The organism is Streptomyces sp., assembly GCF_019510245.1.
Classification (GTDB): Bacteria; Actinomycetota; Actinomycetes; order Streptomycetales; family Streptomycetaceae; genus Streptomyces.
Map to the genome: position 1 here is coordinate 40,586 of NZ_JAEKKT010000153.1, position 18,290 is coordinate 58,875.

At 69.9% G+C, this 18,290-nt stretch carries 12 protein-coding genes, 4 tRNA genes and 1 pseudogene; 8 read left to right on the forward strand and 9 right to left on the reverse strand.

The features are described from left to right. Positions 1–27: 27 nt before the first annotated feature. Positions 28–870, forward strand: coding sequence for a hypothetical protein (locus tag JF597_RS28050; protein WP_294001681.1), 843 nt, complete (start codon positions 28–30; stop codon positions 868–870). A gap of 619 nt (positions 871–1,489) precedes the next feature. Beyond that, entirely contained in the window at positions 1,490–1,696 is a 207-nt protein-coding gene (gene bldC, locus JF597_RS28055; RefSeq protein WP_003949541.1) for a developmental transcriptional regulator BldC, read from the forward strand. 489 nt (positions 1,697–2,185) lie between these two features. On the opposite strand, the gene JF597_RS28060 is transcribed toward bldC, so the two are convergent. The 5 genes from JF597_RS28060 to JF597_RS28080 form a co-directional block, all read right to left on the reverse strand. Then, complete coding sequence (locus JF597_RS28060) at positions 2,186–2,377, reverse strand: DUF6274 family protein (protein ID WP_294001963.1); 192 nt, start codon at positions 2,375–2,377, stop codon at positions 2,186–2,188. Positions 2,378–2,801: 424 nt separating this feature from the next. Next, positions 2,802–2,876: transfer RNA gene (locus tag JF597_RS28065), tRNA-Asp, on the reverse strand. A gap of 94 nt (positions 2,877–2,970) precedes the next feature. Continuing rightward, positions 2,971–6,915 (reverse strand): ATP-dependent RNA helicase HrpA, encoded by a 3,945-nt coding sequence (hrpA, locus tag JF597_RS28070; protein WP_294001964.1) that lies wholly within the window; start codon positions 6,913–6,915, stop codon positions 2,971–2,973. Between the two features lie 227 nt (positions 6,916–7,142). Beyond that, complete coding sequence (locus JF597_RS28075) at positions 7,143–7,436, reverse strand: hypothetical protein (RefSeq protein ID WP_294001965.1); 294 nt, start codon at positions 7,434–7,436, stop codon at positions 7,143–7,145. Between the two features lie 68 nt (positions 7,437–7,504). After that, a complete protein-coding gene (locus tag JF597_RS28080; RefSeq protein WP_294001966.1) occupies positions 7,505–7,927 on the reverse strand; it encodes a hypothetical protein in 423 nt (140 codons plus the stop codon). A 304-nt stretch (positions 7,928–8,231) separates the two neighbouring features. Here JF597_RS28080 and JF597_RS28085 point away from each other — a divergent pair, with 304 nt between their 5' ends. Then, positions 8,232–8,714 (forward strand): PH domain-containing protein, encoded by a 483-nt coding sequence (locus JF597_RS28085; protein ID WP_294001967.1) that lies wholly within the window; start codon positions 8,232–8,234, stop codon positions 8,712–8,714. A gap of 38 nt (positions 8,715–8,752) precedes the next feature. Here the strand turns inward: JF597_RS28085 and JF597_RS28090 are convergent. The 4 genes from JF597_RS28090 to JF597_RS28105 all read right to left on the reverse strand — a co-directional run bounded on the left by JF597_RS28090 (position 8,753) and on the right by JF597_RS28105 (position 10,789). Beyond that, a tRNA-Phe gene (locus JF597_RS28090) sits at positions 8,753–8,826 on the reverse strand. A 24-nt stretch (positions 8,827–8,850) separates the two neighbouring features. Beyond that, positions 8,851–8,925: transfer RNA gene (locus tag JF597_RS28095), tRNA-Asp, on the reverse strand. 36 nt (positions 8,926–8,961) lie between these two features. Then, positions 8,962–9,034: transfer RNA gene (locus JF597_RS28100), tRNA-Glu, on the reverse strand. A gap of 81 nt (positions 9,035–9,115) precedes the next feature. Beyond that, entirely contained in the window at positions 9,116–10,789 is a 1,674-nt protein-coding gene (locus JF597_RS28105) for a metallophosphoesterase (RefSeq protein ID WP_294001968.1), read from the reverse strand. Positions 10,790–10,893: 104 nt separating this feature from the next. On the opposite strand from JF597_RS28105, the gene JF597_RS28110 reads away from it, so the two are divergent. The 5 genes and pseudogenes from JF597_RS28110 to JF597_RS28130 all read left to right on the forward strand — a co-directional run. Then, positions 10,894–11,247: a metallopeptidase family protein gene (locus tag JF597_RS28110; protein WP_218162377.1), complete on the forward strand. Its 354-nt coding sequence runs from the start codon at positions 10,894–10,896 to the stop codon at positions 11,245–11,247. 85 nt (positions 11,248–11,332) lie between these two features. After that, a complete protein-coding gene (locus JF597_RS28115) occupies positions 11,333–11,857 on the forward strand; it encodes a hypothetical protein (protein ID WP_294001972.1) in 525 nt (174 codons plus the stop codon). A gap of 388 nt (positions 11,858–12,245) precedes the next feature. Then, positions 12,246–14,417 (forward strand): DEAD/DEAH box helicase, encoded by a 2,172-nt coding sequence (locus JF597_RS28120; protein ID WP_294001974.1) that lies wholly within the window; start codon positions 12,246–12,248, stop codon positions 14,415–14,417. 173 nt (positions 14,418–14,590) lie between these two features. Continuing rightward, a complete protein-coding gene (locus JF597_RS28125) occupies positions 14,591–16,714 on the forward strand; it encodes a VCBS repeat-containing protein (protein WP_294001975.1) in 2,124 nt (707 codons plus the stop codon). Positions 16,715–16,827: 113 nt separating this feature from the next. Next, positions 16,828–18,290 (forward strand): annotated as a pseudogene (locus tag JF597_RS28130) (amino acid permease); the annotation flags it as partial.

Below are 18,290 nucleotides of genomic sequence, written 5' to 3' on the forward strand. Positions count from 1 at the left end.
GCCCGGTCCGATGGGGAGGGAGCAGGCGTGCCCAAGGTGTCCTCGGTGGTCGTCCCCTACGCGACGTACCTGCGTGTGTACGAGCCGCTGGCAGCCTTCCCGGACCGGGAGCGCGACCACTGGACGCGCTACGCCCGCCGTCCGGAGCGCCCCTCCTACCAGGACGAACTCCGGCGCTCCCTGGCCGACTTGCTGCCCACCCCGCCGATCGCGGTGCCGGTCCAGGAGAGCGGCGACGCCTTCGTCCTGGAGGTCGACGGCGTCGTCTGCGTCTGCCCGTGGCGGACCCGGCTGCGCGGCTGGCAGGCCCTGCAGGAGCTCTCCGGCGAACTGCCGAAGCCGGTCCTGGACGCGATGCTGCCGCCGGTCGTGCGCCGGCAGGCCACCATGGACTACGAGCGCTGGCTGGTCCGCAACCCCGACTGCCGGCCCTGGATCCGCACCGCGACCTGGCAGGTGCCGCTGAACTGGTTCGTGCTGGTCTCCGACGAGGAGCGCCGGTACGAGAAGGGCACCGCGGAGGTCCCGCCGATGCTGCGCTACCGCACCCCCATGGTGCAGGCCCGGCGCCGGGTGGCCCGGGCGCTGCGCACGCTCAAGGACACCGTGGAGGAAGGGCCGCTGATCGACGGTCTGGTGGACGTCGGCCGGTGGCTGGAGGAGTTCCATCCGCGCTCGGTGGTCGAGCTGGACTACGGCGGTCTCGTGCACACCCTGTCGGCCGGGGCCCTGGAGGACGACCACTCGGCGGCCGACGTGGCGGCCGGCATCGAGGCGCTGCGCCGGGGCGACGGAGCGGCGGCCGGGGAGGCGTACGGGCGCCTGGTGGAGCGGTGGCGGACGGTACGGGACCGCCGTTCGGCGAACTGAGTGCCGGTCTGAGCGCGGGTGGCTCCTGATCCGTACTGGGTGACGGAGTGTCGGATGCGGTTTACGACCGGATGACACCTGCGTGACGTGTGTGCGGTGAGTGATGTACGTCACGGCCCAGATGCCATGAAACAACGTACGTTGACGGCACTTCAGTGAACGCACAGGACGTTGGATCCTGATCCGGGCTTTTGCGTCAAGGGTGACGGATAGCACTTACGCGGCTCTTGCGCCTCTTGCCACTCCTCGTGCCAAAATAGGACAAGGAGTCCGGGGAGGGCTCCATCCGTCCAAGTGTGGTGCACTGTGGGCGGATTCTCAGCATTACGTGCTTTGGGGGGTCTGGTGACTCCTGATCGTCCTGTGACTGATCGTCACAGTGGCGTGACTGTCCGCTATGGCATGGTCCATCGGCTTCCGCGGCTGATGCCTACCTGGGAGGGCAATTCCATCGGTTTGGCCGACGCGGCTGGACAGATGGTGTAGTTGTAGTGCCGAGGACAAGCCGTTCGTCCTATAACCGACTCGACTCGCGTCCGCCATTTCGGGCAACGCGGGTCAAGGTGCAGAATTTAGAGGAAAGAACCGAGAAGGTTCGGTTCTCCCGAGGAGGCCGCTCATGACCGCTCGCACCCCTGATGCCGAGCCGCTGCTGACCCCGGCTGAGGTCGCCACGATGTTCCGCGTCGACCCCAAGACGGTCACGCGGTGGGCGAAGGCCGGCAAGCTCACGTCGATTCGCACGCTCGGCGGACACCGCCGTTACCGCGAGGCTGAGGTGCGCGCCCTGCTGGCGGGCATCCCGCAGCAGCGCAGCGAAGCCTGATCCAACTGAATAGCGGGCAAACCGACCGGTCCCCCAACTGGCCGAGACGCCCGCAACCCTAGCTACAAGCGACGCGGGACCTGCCCCAACAGGGCCCACGCCCAGGCCAAGAACTTCTCAGGCAAGCGACACAGGGTGCGTCGTAGATCGCGCTGGACTCCGCCGGGTCCAGCGCGATCTTTTTTGTGCGCCCATGGGGTCTTGGGCGAGCCTGACCGGCGCCTCTGTGAGCAGCCTTGTCGGAGTCTGGGGATCGCTGTCGGATCCGCTGTGCGGGGCACCGGAGGGAGCCCGGAGCCGGGTCCACAGGGTGGTGCAATTGCACATATTAAATTGACCTGTTGTAGGAAGGGGGTAAGTACCGCCCTTTCGGAAACTCATGCGGTGACACCCGTCACATACCGCACGGGTTGTTTGTACTGCCCCGGGTGCGCTAGAGAAGTCTCGCGCTCCACCGGCCCCTGGGACAACGGCGGTTGGGGCCCACCGTCACGGGGCGGCGGCGCCCTGGTCCTCCGTGGCGTGCTCGGGGGGCTCCGCGGCGTGCGGGGCGGAGTCCATGGCCAGCCGCAGCAGGTGGCGGCAGACCGCGCAGTGGCGCGTCAGATGCCGGTACGACGAGGCGGCCGCCAGGTGGGCCCTCAGTAACGCCCGCGTCTCGTGCCGCACCGAAGCCGCCATACGCCACCTCCAGAAGGGGCCGACACCAACCCGAGCCCTCCCTCCTGGGTAGCCAGCGAATGTGACGCCGTCAAGGGCGCAGACCGCTACGCGCCGCGCCCCACACCGACCGCATGCGACCGATCCGGCCCTCTTCCCGCCCACTTTTTTCCGGACCACGACCGTCCGTGCCGTCGGGACAGCCGCCGCGGGCACGCGAAAGGCCCGCGACCCTTGGCCGGGCGGTGGTGGTGGTGGTACGTGTGAGGCCCCGCAACCCTTGACGGGATGCGGGGCCTCAGCCTCATGCGGTCCTGACGGGATTTGCTGAATCCGATTGCGGCTTGCGCCGCGGGCGCGGCCTCGGCCCTGGCGGGGCGGCGGGTGGTCGTGGTACGTGTGAGGCCCCGCAACCCTTGACGGGATGCGGGGCCTCAGCCTCACGCGGTCCTGACGGGATTTGAACCCGCGGCCTCCACCTTGACAGGGTGGCGAGCACTCCAAACTGCTCCACAGGACCAGGTTTCGCGGCACTTTGTCTTGCGCTGTGCTGCGAGAAGGACTGTACAGGAGGGGGTGGGCCCTGGTCGAACTCACCCAGCGTGGCCGGTCGGTTACGGAGCTGCCGTGTCGATCGCCTTCACGATCCGCTTGTCCGAGATCGGGTACGCCGTGCCCAGCGCATGCGCGAAGTAGCTGACCCGCAGCTCCTCCAGCATCCAGCGGATGTCCAGGACCTGCTGCGGCACCGGCCGGCCCTTCGGGAGCTGCTCCAGGAGCCAGGCGTACTCGTCCTGCATCTCGTGGACCTTCTCCATGCGGGTGGTGTCCCGCTGGACGTTGGTCGGCATCTGCTGGAGGCGGCGGTCCGCCGCCACCAGATAGCGCATCAGATCGGGGAGGCGACGTATGCCGGCCCACGTCACGAAGCCGGGCTTCACGAGGGCGTCCAGCTGCTTGCGGACGTCCGTCAGGTTCGCCAGCAGCGCGGGGCTGCGTACGGCCTTCAGGCGGCGCTCACAGGCCTGCCAGGCGGCGAGGACCTGCTGCACCTGGCCGACCGTCCGGACCGTCGTGTCGACGATCTCGGCACGCACCTTGTCGTACAGCTTCCGGTACGACTCCTCGTCCCACACCGGCCCCCCGAAGTCGGCGATCAGCTTGTCCGCCGCCGCCATCGCGCAGTCGTCGAACAGGGCCTGGATGGTGCCGTGCGGGTTCGCCGACAGCGCGAGCTTCTGGGCGTTCGTCAGCTTCTCCGACGCGAACTTCGCCGGGTTCACCGGGATGTTGCGCAGGATGAGCCGCCGCGTGCCCTTCCACATCGCCTCGGTCTGCTCCTCCTCGGTGTCGAAGAGGCGGACGGAGACCGTGTCGCCGTCGTCGACGAGGGCGGGGTACGCCTTGACCGGCTGGCCGGCCCGGCGGGTCTCGAAGACGCGGGTGAGGGTGCCGATCGTCCAGTCCGTGAGGCCCTTGCGCTCCAGGGACTCGCCGCCCTGGCGTTCCGCGGTGGCCGCGGCGGCCTGGGAGAGCGCCTGGCGGGCCTTCGGCTTCAGCCGGAGCTTCAGCGCCTCCAGGTCCTTGTCCTCGGCCAGCTTCCGGCGCCGTTCGTCGACGATCCGGAAGGTGATCTTCAGATGGTCGGGGACCTTCGTCCAGTCGAAGTCCTCGGCCTCGAAGGGCACGCCGACCATCCGCTTCAGCTCACGCGTCATGGTCGTGGTGAGCGGCTCCTGGAGGGGGACCGCGGTGTCCAGGAAGCGCTTCGCGAAGTTCGGCGCGGGCACGTAGTTGCGGCGGATCGGCTTGGGCAGGGTGCGGATCAGCTCCGTCACCACCTCTTCCCGCAGGCCCGGGATCTGCCAGTCGAAGCCCTCGTCCCTCACCTGGTTGAGGACCTGGAGCGGGATGTGGACGGTCACGCCGTCGGCGTCCGCGCCCGGCTCGAACTGGTACGTCACCCGGAACTTCAGCTGGCCCTGCCGCCAGGAATCCGGGTAGTCGGTCTTGGTGACCGCTCCCGCCGACTCCCGGATCAGCATCTCCCGCTCGAAGTCCAGGAACTCCGGCTGCTCGTGCCGTTTCCGCTTCCACCAGGAGTCGAAGTGGGCTCCGGAGACGACGTGCTCGGGCACCCGCTGGTCGTAGAAGTCGAAGAGCGTGTCGTCGTCGACGACGATGTCCCGGCGCCGGGCGCGGTGTTCGAGTTCCTCGACCTCGCTCAGCAGCTTGCGGTTGTCGGCGAAGAACTTGTGGTGGGTCCGCCAGTCGCCCTCGACCAGTGCGTTGCGAATGAAAAGCTCGCGGCTGGTCTCCGGGTCGATCCGGCCGTAGTTCACCTTCCGGTCGGCGATGATCGGTACGCCGTAGAGCGTGACCTTCTCGAACGCCATCACGGCCGCCTGGTCCTTCTCCCAGTGCGGCTCGCTGTACGTCCGCTTCAGGAGGTGCCCGGCGAGCGGCTCGACCCACTCCGGCTCGATCTTCGCGTTGACCCGGGCCCACAGCCGCGAGGTCTCCACCAGCTCCGCCGACATCACGAACCGCGGGGCCTTCTTGAAGAGCGCGGAGCCCGGGAAGAGCGCGAACTTCGCGTTGCGCGCCCCCAGGTACTCGTTCTTGGCACCGTCCTTCACGTCCTTCATGCCGACGTGCGAGAGCAGGCCGGCGAGGAGGGAGACGTGCACGCGGTCGCCGGGGGCGTCCTCCTCGTTGAGGTGGATGCCCATCTGCTTGGCGACCGTACGCAGCTGCGTGTAGATGTCCTGCCACTCCCGGATGCGCAGGAAGTTCAGGTACTCCTGCTTGCACATGCGCCGGAAGGAGCTGGAGCCGCGCTCCTTCTGCTGCTCCCTCACGTACCTCCACAGGTTGAGGAAGGCGAGGAAGTCGCTGGTCTCGTCGCGGAAGCGGGCGTGCTGCTGGTCGGCCTGGGTCTGTTTGTCGGCCGGGCGTTCGCGCGGGTCCTGGATGGAGAGCGCGGCGGCGATGACCATGACCTCGCGGACACAGCCGTTCTTGTCGGCCTCCAGGACCATGCGGGCGAGGCGCGGGTCGACGGGCAGCTGGGCGAGCTTGCGGCCGGTGTCGGTGAGCCGCCTGCGCGGGTCCTTCTCGGCCGGGTCGATCGCGCCCAGCTCCTGGAGCAGCTGCACCCCGTCCCGGATGTTGCGGTGGTCCGGCGGGTCGATGAAGGGGAACTTCTCGATGTCGCCGAGGCCGGCCGCGGTCATCTGCAGGATGACGCTCGCCAGGTTGGTACGGAGGATCTCGGCGTCCGTGAACTCCGGCCGGGAGACGAAGTCGTCCTCGCTGTACAGCCGGATGCAGATGCCGTCGGAGGTACGGCCGCAGCGGCCCTTGCGCTGGTTCGCGCTGGCCTGGCTGATCGCCTCGATGGGCAGCCGCTGCACCTTGGTGCGGTGGCTGTAGCGGGAGATCCGGGCGAAGCCGGGGTCGATGACGTACTTGATGCCCGGGACGGTGAGCGAGGTCTCGGCGACGTTGGTCGCCAGAACGATCCTGCGACCGGTGTGCGGCTGGAAGACCCGGTGCTGCTCGGCGTGCGAGAGCCGGGCGTAGAGGGGGAGGACCTCGGTGAACCGGTAGTTCTTCCTGGTGAGTGCGTCGGCGGTGTCCCGGATCTCCCGCTCCCCGGAGAGGAAGACGAGGATGTCTCCCTGTCCCTCGCCCTGGAGCTCCTCCACGGCGTCGCAGATGGCGGTGATCTGGTCCCGGTCGGCGTCCTCGGCGTCCTCTTCGAGGAGCGGCCGGTACCGCACCTCCACCGGGTACGTCCGGCCGCTCACCTCGATGACCGGGGCGTCGCCGAAGTGCCGGGAGAAGCGCTCGGGGTCGATGGTGGCGGAGGTGATGACGACCTTGAGGTCGGGCCGGCGCGGCAGCAGCTGGGCGAGGTAGCCCAGCAGGAAGTCGATGTTGAGGGACCGCTCGTGGGCCTCGTCGATGATGATCGTGTCGTAGGCGCGCAGCTCGCGGTCGGTCTGGATCTCGGCGAGCAGGATGCCGTCCGTCATCAGCTTGACGAAGGTGGCGTCCGGGTTCACCTGGTCGGTGAAGCGGACCTTCCAGCCGACGGCCTCCCCGAGCGGCGTCCGCAGCTCCTCCGCCACCCGCTCGGCGACGGTACGGGCGGCGATCCGGCGGGGCTGGGTGTGCCCGATCATGCCGCGTACGCCGCGCCCGAGCTCCAGGCAGATCTTGGGGATCTGGGTGGTCTTCCCGGAGCCGGTCTCGCCGGCGACGATCACGACCTGGTGATCGCGTATCGCCTCGGCGATCTCGTCCTTCTTCTGGCTGACGGGCAACTGCTCGGGGTACGAGACGGCGGGCACGACGGCGCGCCGGGCGGCCATCCGTTCCTCGGCCCTGGCCACCTCTGCCTCGATCTCTGCGAGGACGGCGGCCCGGGCCTCCGGCTTACGGATCTTGCGCGCACCTTCCAGCCTGCGCCCGAGCCGGTGCGCGTCGCGCAGTGAGAGCTCGGTCAGGCGGGGGGCGAGGGGGCCGAGGGCGGGGGCGGGATGCGTAGACATACGCGGTCCAGGATCTCACCTCGGGGAAATTCATGGCGAACGAATTGCCTCCGGCGGTTTGGCCGAGGGTTCTGGGGGACGCCCTTGTGTTTCGGCTGCGAGTGAGTGGGGGCTGGTCGCGCAGTTCCTCCCCCGGCCTTCGGCCGGGGGTACCCCCGCGCGAGCGAAGCCGAGCGTGGGGGAGGGTGGGCGCGGCGGCACCGAACAGCGCGGGTGAGTGAAACCCCCTACGAGGTTCGCTGGGTGGGAGGGACGGGGGTTCCGGTGGGGGGCGTGGAGACGGCCGCTGCCATGGACTTCGCGGTGTTGGAGACGGCCTTGATCCCCAGGTACGCCGTGGTCATGCTGCTCACCGCCGTGAAGGCGGCGGTGAGGACGCCGATGATCACCGACTCGTTGCCGTTGAGCCGCCAGACGCCGAAGACCGCGACCGCGGCGATCGAGAGGTTGCTGACGACGACGGCGAGGAGGCCGTAGCGGGCACGGTCCTTCTCCAGCTGTATGTCCTGATCCCGGTTCATCTTCCCCACCCTGGTGACGTGTTGACCCGCCAGAACCTAGCGGCGGCGGGTCACGCCGCCAAGGAGATTCAGGACGCGGCGGGGAAGACGTCGTAGTCGCCCACCAGGTCGGCGTACACGTTCACCGGGACGGTGGCGGCGTTGTAGAGGTCGGCCTCGCCGCCGGTGCCGACCCTGACCAGCGCGCGGCCGGCCGCGGTATCCCCCTTCGTGAAGCTCAGCGAGTAGACGCCGGGGTAGGTGTCGGCATACTGGGCGTGGGACTGGAGGCCGACCGTGGCGATGTTGACCGTCACCGCGCCGGAGCTGCCGTTGTAGAGGTCGACCGAACCGGTCGGGGTGACCTGCACCGTCGTCTCGGCGGTGGCCGCCCGGCCCGGCTCGAAGGCGGTGTCGGCGGTGCCCGGGCGGGTGATGCCGTGGGGGTAGAGGGTGAGCGCGCCGCTCGCCTTCGCGTTGCCGGTGACGAGCTGGAGCTGCACCGCGTCCACGCCGTTCGAGTCGGCCCGCAGCGTGGCCGCCGAGAGCCTCAGGACGCCGTGCGCGGCGATCGGCGCTCATCACCCCCGCCGTGACGATCATGGCGAGTGACAGCCCGACGGTGGGGCGGGATCTGCGCACGAGGTCTCCACGGAGCGTTCGCGGGTGGGGTCACGAGATCGCCGGAGGAGGCGGGTCGGCTCAGCGTTGTCATGCGGTCGTCATGGTCACAGCTCGACTTCAAAGGAACGCCATACTCCGCCCTGATCTTGATCAAAACGGAGTCCGCCGGCGGACCGCTGCCAGACTGCACGGATGGGCGAGACGGTCTTTCGGTACACGCGCAGGCAGCGCTTGGTGATGTGGGCGTTCGCGTTGGGGATGGCGGGGTGGGCCGGGGCGGTGAGTGTGCGTGCGGCCAGGTACCTGGCCGACGGCCAGACCGGCTCCGCCGTGGGCCTGTGGTTCATGTTCGGGCTGATACCGACCGTGCTGTTCGTGCCACTGGCGGGGATGCCGACAGGCTGGACACGCATCGACGCGGAGGGCCTGCGCACTCGCGGGATGACCGGACGCCGGCGCGTGGGCTGGCGGGACATCGAGAGCATCCACGCGCTCACGGGTCGTGGGCGCAACGGGTCCATCACTCAGATCGGAGTCACCCGGACCGATGGCAGGTCGTTCCTGCTGCCCATCCCCTTCACATCGGGGACGATCGCCGAGGACCCCGACTTCTACGAAAAGCTGGAGCTGATGCAACGGGAGTGGAAGAAGCGCAGGGGCTCGGGCGCGGAATGAGAACAGCCCCTCCGGAATCCCGGAGAGGCTGTCTGTTGTGGCTGGGGCCGGGGTCGAACCGGCGACCTATCGCTTTTCAGGCGATCGCTCGTACCAACTGAGCTACCCAGCCACGAGGTTTCACGTGAAACCTCAGCGGTCCTGACGGGATTTGAACCCGCGGCCTCCACCTTGACAGGGTGGCGAGCACTCCAAACTGCTCCACAGGACCAAGCTTGTGTGCAACAGTGTCGCACACGATCTTGCGTGCCCCCAACGGGATTCGAACCCGTGCTACCGCCTTGAAAGGGCGGCGTCCTAGGCCGCTAGACGATGAGGGCTATCGGCCCGCCTGGGCGCTTCGTCAGCGCGTCGGGGACGTGAGAAGCATATGGGATGGCGGGGAGTATCGCCAAAACGGTTTACGGCGCCGTGGGCGAGGGCGTGCCGGTCGTGCCTCCTGGGGGCGACGGGCTCTGCGAGGGGGACGGGGACGCGCCCGGTTGGTTGTCTTCCGGGAGGTGGCGGCTGACCTCGGCCGTCGTCTCGCCCAGGCCGCCCAGTCTGATCTCGTCCCAGGCCTGGAGGCGGCGGCTGTCCCGGTCGAAGTAGAGGATCGAGGCCTCGATCGGGTCCGGGTACTTGCCCTCGACGGCCCGTAGTCCGCTGCCGCCCGTGGAGCCCTCCACCCGGAGCCGGGTGCCGTGCGGGAGGAGCTCCGTCTGCTCGTGGTGCAGGTGACCCGCCAGGACCAGGGGCACCTCGCCGTCCGTCATCCGGGCCGCCGACGGTTCGTGGACGATCGCGACGTCCACCGGGGTGCCTGCCGCCCGCTGCTCCCGCAGGGCCGTGGCGAGGCGGTCGCCGGCCAGTTCCTCGGCCGCGTCGCCGCCGGGCACGGAAGAGCGGTCGGGGGTGAACTGGGGGTCGCCGATCCCGGCGAAGCTCAGCCCGGCGATCGTCTCGGCGCGGCCGTCGTCCAGGACGTGCACGTTCTTCATGCGGGAGAGGTAGCGCTGGGTGGTGCGGGAGTCGTGGTTGCCCCGGACCCAGACGTAGGGCACGCCCAGGTCGGCGACGGGGTCCAGGAAGCCGTTCTCGGCCGCGATGCCGTGGTCCATGGTGTCGCCGGAGTCGACGATCACGTTCACCTTGTACTGCTCCACCAGCGAGGCGATGATCTTCCAGCTCGCCGGGTTCAGGTGGATGTCGGAGACGTGCAGGACGCGCAGGGTGGCCGGGTCCGGTGAGTAGGCGGGGAGCGTGGACGTGACGCCGTACAGCTTCGTCACGTTGGTCACCAGGCGGGCCAGTTCCTTCTGGTAGACGTCGAATTCGGTGACGATGCTGCGCGCGTTGCCGACCAGTGCCGGGGCGGAGGAGAGCAGGCCGGAGAACCTCGGTTCCAGGACCGACTCGGGGTTCCAGGTGGCGAACGCGGTCGCGCCGGACGAGGCGAGCAGGGCGAGGGCGAGGCCGCCGGCGGTCAGGGCGCGGCGCGGGCGGCGGTAGACCGCGAGACCGAGGGCGGTGGCGCCGGCGACGACGGCCACGCCGGAGCGTACGGCCAGGTCGAGGGTGCCGTGCTCGACGTCGTGCGCGACCTCGTCCTGGAGCCCGGAGAGGCGCTCGGGGTGGTCGACCAGGGCCTGGGCGCGGACCGGGTCGAGCTGGTCGACGTTGACGTCGAGGCGGACGGGACCGGCGTGGGTGTCCAGGTAGAGGGCGCCCAGCGGGGAGACGTTGATCTTCGTGCCGCCGGTGAGGGACGGGCGCAGCGTCATCGTCGTGTCCATGGGGCCGACCTGGGCGCGGACGTTCCCGACGATCAGCAGGCCGAGCCAGGCGCCGACGAGGACGACGGCGGTCAGGCCGAGGACCCGGCTCCAGGCGGCCGGCCGGTGCGCCTCGGGGGCCAGCTCCAGGACGGGAAGGGGGGCCTGGCCCGCGGGCCGGACTCCGGCCCGGCCGGCGACCGCCCGGAGACGGGCCCGGGTGCCGGTGCGGATGCGCGTTCCTGTTCGGTCTCTGGTGTGGGTCTCGGTCTGGGCTCCGTTGCGGGACTGGGCTCGGGTTCGGGTGCGGACGCGGGCCATTGGTGCCGTATGCCCAGGCTCGGGGGCTGATATGCGGGCCTCGTGGCTTGCCTGCCCGGGGCTCACGACTCTCGCACGGGCGTTCCGTACCGGAGAATGGGCCTGTGCTGGAGATGACGCGCGAGGAGTTCGAGGAACTGGTCGCCGAGGCGCTCGACCGGATCCCGCCGGAGCTGACCCGGCTGATGGACAACGTGGCGGTGTTCGTCGAGGACGAACCCGACGATCCGTCGGACCCCGAGCTGCTCGGGCTCTACGAGGGGACTCCGCTCACCGATCGCGGCGAGTGGTACGCGGGCGTGCTGCCGGACCGGATCACCGTCTATCGCGGGCCGACACTGCGGATGTGCGCGTCGCGCGAGGAGGTCGTCGCGGAGACGGAGGTGACGGTGGTGCACGAGATCGCCCACCACTTCGGCATCGACGACGCGCGCCTGCACGCCCTGGGATACGGCTGACGGGGGCCGAGCCGGTTGCGTGTCCTCTTGTGGGCGGCGGGAGTTGGGCAGGTTGACTCTTTCTCCGCCCTCGGAGGTGGCCGCCGTGCGCCCCTTGAACGTACCCGTCCGTCTGGCCGTCACGGTGATGGCGGTCGCGGCCGCCGCCGGCTGTGTGAACGTGGGGAACGACGCGGGCAAGGCGAGGCCGTCGCACTCCGCGGGGCACCGGGACGGTGACGTGGCCGACGGCGGGTCCGGGGTGTCCGGCGAGGGCGGTGCGGGGTACGGCGGTGCGGCGGCCGACGGGAAGCGCGGGCACGGGGCGAAGGCGAAGCCGGGGGAGTCGGCGTCGGCGTCCGCCGAGCCGTCGAAGGGGTCGAGCGCGGTGCCGGGGGTGCCGGTGAAGCCGGGCAGGAGCGTGCAGCCGGGGGTGCCGGCCGGGCCGACGGGGGCCCCGACGACGCCCGCGCCGCCGGCGGCCTCACCCACGCCGCCGCCGGACTCCCCCACCCCGCCGCCTCCGGCGACGGACCCGCCGTCGGCCGAGCCGTCCTCGTCGGCACACGAGGGCACGGGGACGCAACTGGTCCAGCGGGAACCGGCACCGGCGGCGGGAACACCGGCGTAGGGTCCGGGCTGCTTGGGGAAGGCGTTCTCAGGTCGGGGAAGAAGACGGGTGGGGTCGGGTGTTGGGAGCGTCTGTAGGGCTGCGCGTCCGGTCTATCCAGTCCGGCGCACGTGATCTGTGTGATCTGTGCGCCGAGGGATCGGCGTGAGCGTCGATGGGGTTGTGGTGAACCTGCTGTGAGCTGCGAGGTTGTGGCTCGGTTTGCCTTCGTGGGTGTTGGGTGCGTATGGTGGTAGATCGTTTGATCCCATTTGCCCGGCGCCACCGCAGAGCGCGCCGTGTGGCGCGTACTCTCCCTTGCCGTGGCGGACCGCATTGAGGCGGTCGTGAGCGAATCACGGAGTTGACGGGCGCGTGCCGACGAGACTCCGGAAGGTTTCGCATTCGCATGTCCGTGTCCAGTAATGACCAGATCGTTGTGCCCGAGAACATCCAGGACGACGAGCTGGTGACCCAGGTCTCCGAGGAGACCGCTGACACCACCGACACCACCCCCCAGACCACCTTCGCCGACCTCGGTCTCCCCGAGGGCGTCGTGCGCAAGCTCGCGCAGAACGGCGTGACGACCCCCTTCCCGATCCAGGCCGCGACCATCCCGGACGCCCTGGTCGGCAAGGACATCCTCGGCCGCGGCCGCACCGGCTCCGGCAAGACCCTCTCCTTCGGTCTGCCCACCCTGGCCACGCTGGCCGGCGGCCGCACCGAGAAGAAGCGGCCGCGTGCCGTCATCCTCACCCCGACGCGCGAGCTGGCGATGCAGGTCGCCGACGCGCTCCAGCCCTACGGCGACGTCCTCGGCCTGAAGATGAAGGTCGTCTGCGGCGGTACGTCCATGGGCAACCAGATCTACGCCCTGGAGCGCGGCGTGGACATCCTCGTCGCCACCCCGGGCCGCCTGCGCGACATCATCAACCGCGGCGCCTGCTCCCTGGAGGACGTGCAGATCGCCGTCCTCGACGAGGCCGACCAGATGTCCGACCTGGGCTTCCTGCCCGAGGTCACCGAGCTGCTCGACCAGATCCCGGCCGGCGGCCAGCGCATGCTCTTCTCCGCCACGATGGAGAACGAGATCCAGACCCTCGTCGAGCGCTACCTGAACAACCCCGTCCACCACGAGGTGGACGCGGCCCAGGGCGCGGTCACGACCATGTCGCACCACATCCTCATCGTGAAGCCCAAGGACAAGGCGCCGGTCACCGCCGCGATCGCCTCCCGCAAGGGCCGCACGATCATCTTCGTCCGCACCCAGCTGGGGGCGGACCGCGTCGCCGAGCAGCTGCGCGACTCCGGCGTGAAGGCCGACGCGCTGCACGGCGGCATGACCCAGGGCGCCCGCACCAGGACCCTGGCGGACTTCAAGGACGGCTACGTCAACGTCCTCGTCGCCACCGACGTCGCCGCCCGCGGCATCCACGTCGACGGCATCGACCTGGTCCTCAACGTCGACCCGGCCGGTGACCACAAGGACTACCTGCACCGGGCCGGCCGTACCGCCCGCGCCGGCCGCACCGGCACGGTCGTCTCCCTCTCGCTCCCGCACCAGCGCCGCCAGATCTTCCGCCTCATGGAGGACGCGGGCGTCGACGCCGGGCGTCACATCATCAACTCCGGTACGGCCTTCGAGCCCGACGTGGCCGAGATCACCGGCGCCCGTTCGATGACCGAGGTCCAGTCCGAGTCCGCGGCCAACGCGGCGCAGCAGGCCGAGCGCGAGGTCGCCCAGCTCACCAAGGAGCTGGAGCGGGCGCAGCGCCGGGCCGCCGAGCTGCGCGACGAGGCCGACCGGCTGGTCGCCCGGGTCGCCCGCGAGCGCGGCGAGGACCCGGAGACGGCGGTGGCCCAGGCGGAGGCCGCGGTGGTCGAGGAGGCCGTCGTGGCGGCCGAGCCGACGGTTCCGGCGGCGCGGGAGACCGAGCGCCGGGACAACCGGGAGCGCGGCTTCGAGAAGCGTTCCTTCGACCGGGACCGGGACCGCGGCGACCGTCCGTTCAACCGGGACCGTGACCGTGGCTTCGAGCGTCGCGACGACCGCCGTGACGACCGCGGCGGCCGCCCCTTCGAGCGCCGCGAAAACCGCGAGCGCGGTTTCGAACGCCGTGAGGACCGCCGCCCCTTCGACCGCGACGACCGTGGTGGCCGTTCCTTCGACCGGGACCGGGACCGCACCGACCGTCCGTTCAACCGGGACCGCCGTGACGACCGTGGTGGCTTCCGCCGCGACGAGCGTCGTGACGACCGGGGCGACCGCGGCGACCGTGGCGGGTTCCGCCGTGACGACCGCGGTGGCCGTTCCTTCGACCGTGACCGTGACGACCGTGGCGGCCGCTCCTTCGAGCGTCGTGACGACCGCGGTGGCTTCCGCCGTGACGACCGTCCGTCCGGCCACCGTGGCAGCGACCGTCCCTTCAACCGCGACCGCCGCGACGACCGCCCGGGCTTCCGCAGCGGCGGCCACAGCGGCCACGACCGCCCGGTCGGCCGTCGTGACGACCACCGCGGCTCGTCCTCCGGCTCCTTCGGCCGCCGCGACGACAAGCCGCGCTGGAAGCGCAACGGCTGACACCGAGTGAGCTGAGGAAGGGCCCGTACGACGACCTGTCGTACGGGCCCTTCCGCGTCCCCGGACCCCGCCGCCGATCCGCCAACAGCCTTCCGTTCACGGGCAATTCACTACTGGTGCCTGTGTGCCGGTTGTTAACATCCTTTGACTTTCTTGACTTCCTGGGGGGTTCCTTGAGCCGGCATGCCCGGATCGCACTCACTCTTGTCAGCCTGGCCGCCCTCGGCGCCGGTTCGCTGACCACCGCGGGCACCGCCGCCGCGGGCACCACCCCCACGCCGATCACGACGGACGGCGTCTGGGGCATCGACTACGCGGGTGGCTTCCTGACCACCGTGGAGAACACGCCGAGCGGCTACCAGTGGGTGATCGGCCGGAAGATCTCGGCCGACGGATCCACGGTGCTGGAGAAGACGGACCGCGGGTTCGCCGACACGTACGCGTACGGCGACCATCTCCAGCGGGTGCCGTGCGACGCGGGTCCGCAGGGCTGTGTGCCGATGCGGACCTTCGGCAACACCTGGGTCGGCGACTTCATGGACGACGGCACCGGCAGGCAGACGGCCCAGATCCACCTGACCGACACCACGCTGGACGGCGGTCCCGAACCCACCGTCACCGGCGGCCGTTTCGTCGACGCCACCGGCCGCTACTACGTCTACCAGGCGTCCTCCACCGGCAAGCAGTACGTCGACGCGGTGAACCCGTACCGCTACGAGGACGTCCGGATGACCCGGTCCGTCACCGCCGCCTCCGTGTGGGGGTCGACGCTGTGGACGCCGGGCACCGGCAACGGCGTCGTCACCGGATACGACCTGGAGGCGAAGAAGACGGTCGCGACCGTCTCCACCGGCGCGCCCTGCACGGTCAAGGAGCTCCAGGTCGTCGGCCGCTGGATCTACTGGAACTGCGGCCCGACCGGCGCCGCGGGCGTGTACGACCGTACGGCGAAGAAGAACATCAAGGTGCCCTCCGGCCCGGTGCTCGTCGGCGACGGCTACCTCGTCCAGCACGACCGGACCGCGGGCAGGCTCATGCTGACGGACTTCCACACCGGGACGGCGGCCGCGGCGCGCGCGATCGCCGACCTGCCCGCCGGGCACACCGCCGACCAGCGGCGGCTGACCTGGTCCGTGGACAAGTTCGGCGGCGACATCGCGTACGTCGGCCCGGACGACGTGATCCGGATCGTGCCGAGCGGGGTGCCGACGCAGTCCCTGACGGGGATCGAGTCGGATGTGGACGACTCGGACGAGGACGCCAGGGAAGGTGTCTCCGGCAGCACCACCTGGGACAGCCTCTGGCAGCTCAGCAAGCCCGCGAACTGGACCTTCACGGTGAAGGACGCCCACGGGCACGCCGACCGCACCATCAAGGGCAGCGGTGCGTCCGTCGACCTCGACTGGGACGGGACGAACGACTCGGGCGGCTATCCGCTCAACGGTCCGAAGACCTGGACGCTGACCGCCACCGCCGTCGAGGGCTCGGGCACGTACACCACGAGCGGGAAGTTCGGCTACACCGGAGGCACCCAGGGCTTCCACGACCAGAGCGGGTACAGCTACGGCGACCTGGCCACCCTCAGCTCCTCCGGCGGCCTCACGCTGCACTCCACCACGGGCAACGGCAAGTTCAGCGGCGCGTGGACGGCCTCCGGCTGGCCGGCGGGCACGGCCGCCGTGCCCTTCGGGGACATGACCGGCGACCGGTGCGCCGAGATGCTGGTGCGGATGCCGAACGGGGAGCTGCGCCGGTACACCGGCAAGTGCGGGGGCTCGTACAAGCCGTCCGACAAGCACATCTCCCTCGGCACCGGCTGGAACGCGTACAACGTCCTCACCGCCCCCGGCGACCTCACCGGCGACGGCCGGACCGACCTGCTGGCCCGCAAGGCCTCCACCGGGGACGTCTACCTGTTCGCAGACAACGGCAGCGGCAAGCTCAAGGCCGGGGTCAAGATCCGCACCTGGTCGGCGTACACGAAGATCGTCGGCGCCGGTGACCTGAACGGCGACGGCTTCGGGGACGTGCTGGCGGTCGACAAGGCCGGCACCTTGTGGCGCTACGACGGCACCCGCGCGGGCCAGGTGAAGGAGCGGGTGAAGGTCGCCGCGCACTGGAACGCCTCGTACAACGCGGTCGTGGGCGTCGGCGACATCACCGGGGACGGCAGGAACGACCTGGTGATGCGGGACACCGCGGGCAACCTGTTCCGGCAGACGGGCAACGGCAAGGGGGCGTTCGCGGCGCGCGTGAAGATCGCGACGGGCTGGCAGGGCTACAAGGCGCTCTTCTAAGGCCTGTTCAGGCCCCTGTTCAGACTTCCGCAGTCTGTTTCACGGCCATTCCAGACTGTTTTCGGCCAAGCTGTGACGCATGTCACGCCCCCGGTGAGGGAATCGCTGGGGGCATGACAGATGACGCGACAGCCAAGTCGCCCTCCGGCGCCCTCTCCGACGAGGAGCGGCTGGCACAGCTCGGCTACACCCAGGTTCTGGCCCGCCGTATGTCGGCCTTCTCGAACTACGCGGTCTCCTTCACGATCATCTCGGTCCTCTCCGGCTGTCTCACCCTCTACCTCTTCGGCATGATCACCGGCGGGCCGGCCGTGATCACCTGGGGCTGGGTGGCCGTGGGCCTGATGACCCTCTTCGTCGGCCTCTCCATGGCCGAGATCTGTTCGGCCTACCCCACCTCCGCCGGCCTCTACTTCTGGGCCCACCGGCTCGCCCCGCCCCGCTCGGCCGCGGCCTGGGCGTGGTTCACGGGCTGGTTCAACGTGCTGGGCCAGGTGGCGGTGACCGCGGGCATCGACTTCGGCGCCGCGTCCTTCCTCGGCGCGTACCTGAACCTGCAGTTCGACTTCAAGGTCACCCCGGGCCGGACGATCCTCCTCTTCGCGGGCATCCTCGTCCTGCACGGCCTCCTCAACACCTTCGGCGTCCGCATCGTCGCGATCCTCAACAGCGTCAGCGTGTGGTGGCACGTGCTGGGTGTCGCGGTCATCGTCGGCGCGCTGACCTTCGTTCCCGACCACCACCAGTCGGCGTCCTTCGTCTTCACCGAGTTCGTGAACAGGACCGGCTGGAGCAGCGGTCCGTACGTCGTCCTCCTGGGCCTGCTGATGGCGCAGTACACCTTCACCGGGTACGACGCCTCGGCGCACATGACCGAGGAGACGCACGACGCGTCGACGGCGGGCCCCAAGGGGATCGTCCGCTCGATCTGGACGTCGTGGATAGCCGGCTTCGTCCTCCTCCTCGGCTTCACGTTCGCGATCCAGTCGTACGACAAGGAGCGGACCTCCCCGACCGGCGCGCCCCCGGCCCAGATCCTCCTGGACGCGCTCGGCGCCACCACCGGCAAGCTCCTGCTCCTCGTCGTCATCGGCGCCCAGCTCTTCTGCGGAATGGCGTCGGTCACCGCCAACAGCCGCATGATCTACGCCTTCTCCCGGGACGGCGCGCTGCCGTTCTCCCGCGTCTGGCACACGGTCAGCCCGCGCACCCGCACCCCCGTGGCGGCGGTCTGGCTCGCCGCGCTCTCCGCCCTCGCGCTCGGCCTCCCCTACCTGATCAACTACACGGCCTACGCCGCCGTGACCTCGATCGCGGTGATCGGCCTGTACGTGGCGTACGTGATCCCGACGCTGCTGCGGGTGCGGAAGGGTGACGCGTTCGAGCGCGGCCCCTGGCATCTGGGGCGCTGGTCGGTGGTCATCGGGGTGATCTCGGTGACGTGGGTCGTCGTCATCACCGTCCTCTTCATGCTCCCGCAGGTCTCCCCGGTCACCTGGTAGTCCTTCAACTACGCCCCGGTCGCCGTCCTGGCCGTCCTCGGCTTCGGCGCGATCTGGTGGCAGGCCTCGGCCCG

Coding starts and splice junctions, on each gene's coding strand:
- bldC (WP_003949541.1), top strand. CDS start 1,490: ATGACCGCTCGCACCCCTGATGCCGAGCCGCTGCTGACCCCGGCTGAG.
- JF597_RS28060 (WP_294001963.1), bottom strand. CDS start 2,377: ATGGCGGCTTCGGTGCGGCACGAGACGCGGGCGTTACTGAGGGCCCAC.
- hrpA (WP_294001964.1), bottom strand. CDS start 6,915: ATGTCTACGCATCCCGCCCCCGCCCTCGGCCCCCTCGCCCCCCGCCTG.
- JF597_RS28075 (WP_294001965.1), bottom strand. CDS start 7,436: ATGAACCGGGATCAGGACATACAGCTGGAGAAGGACCGTGCCCGCTAC.
- JF597_RS28085 (WP_294001967.1), top strand. CDS start 8,232: ATGGGCGAGACGGTCTTTCGGTACACGCGCAGGCAGCGCTTGGTGATG.
- JF597_RS28105 (WP_294001968.1), bottom strand. CDS start 10,789: ATGGCCCGCGTCCGCACCCGAACCCGAGCCCAGTCCCGCAACGGAGCC.
- JF597_RS28120 (WP_294001974.1), top strand. CDS start 12,246: ATGTCCGTGTCCAGTAATGACCAGATCGTTGTGCCCGAGAACATCCAG.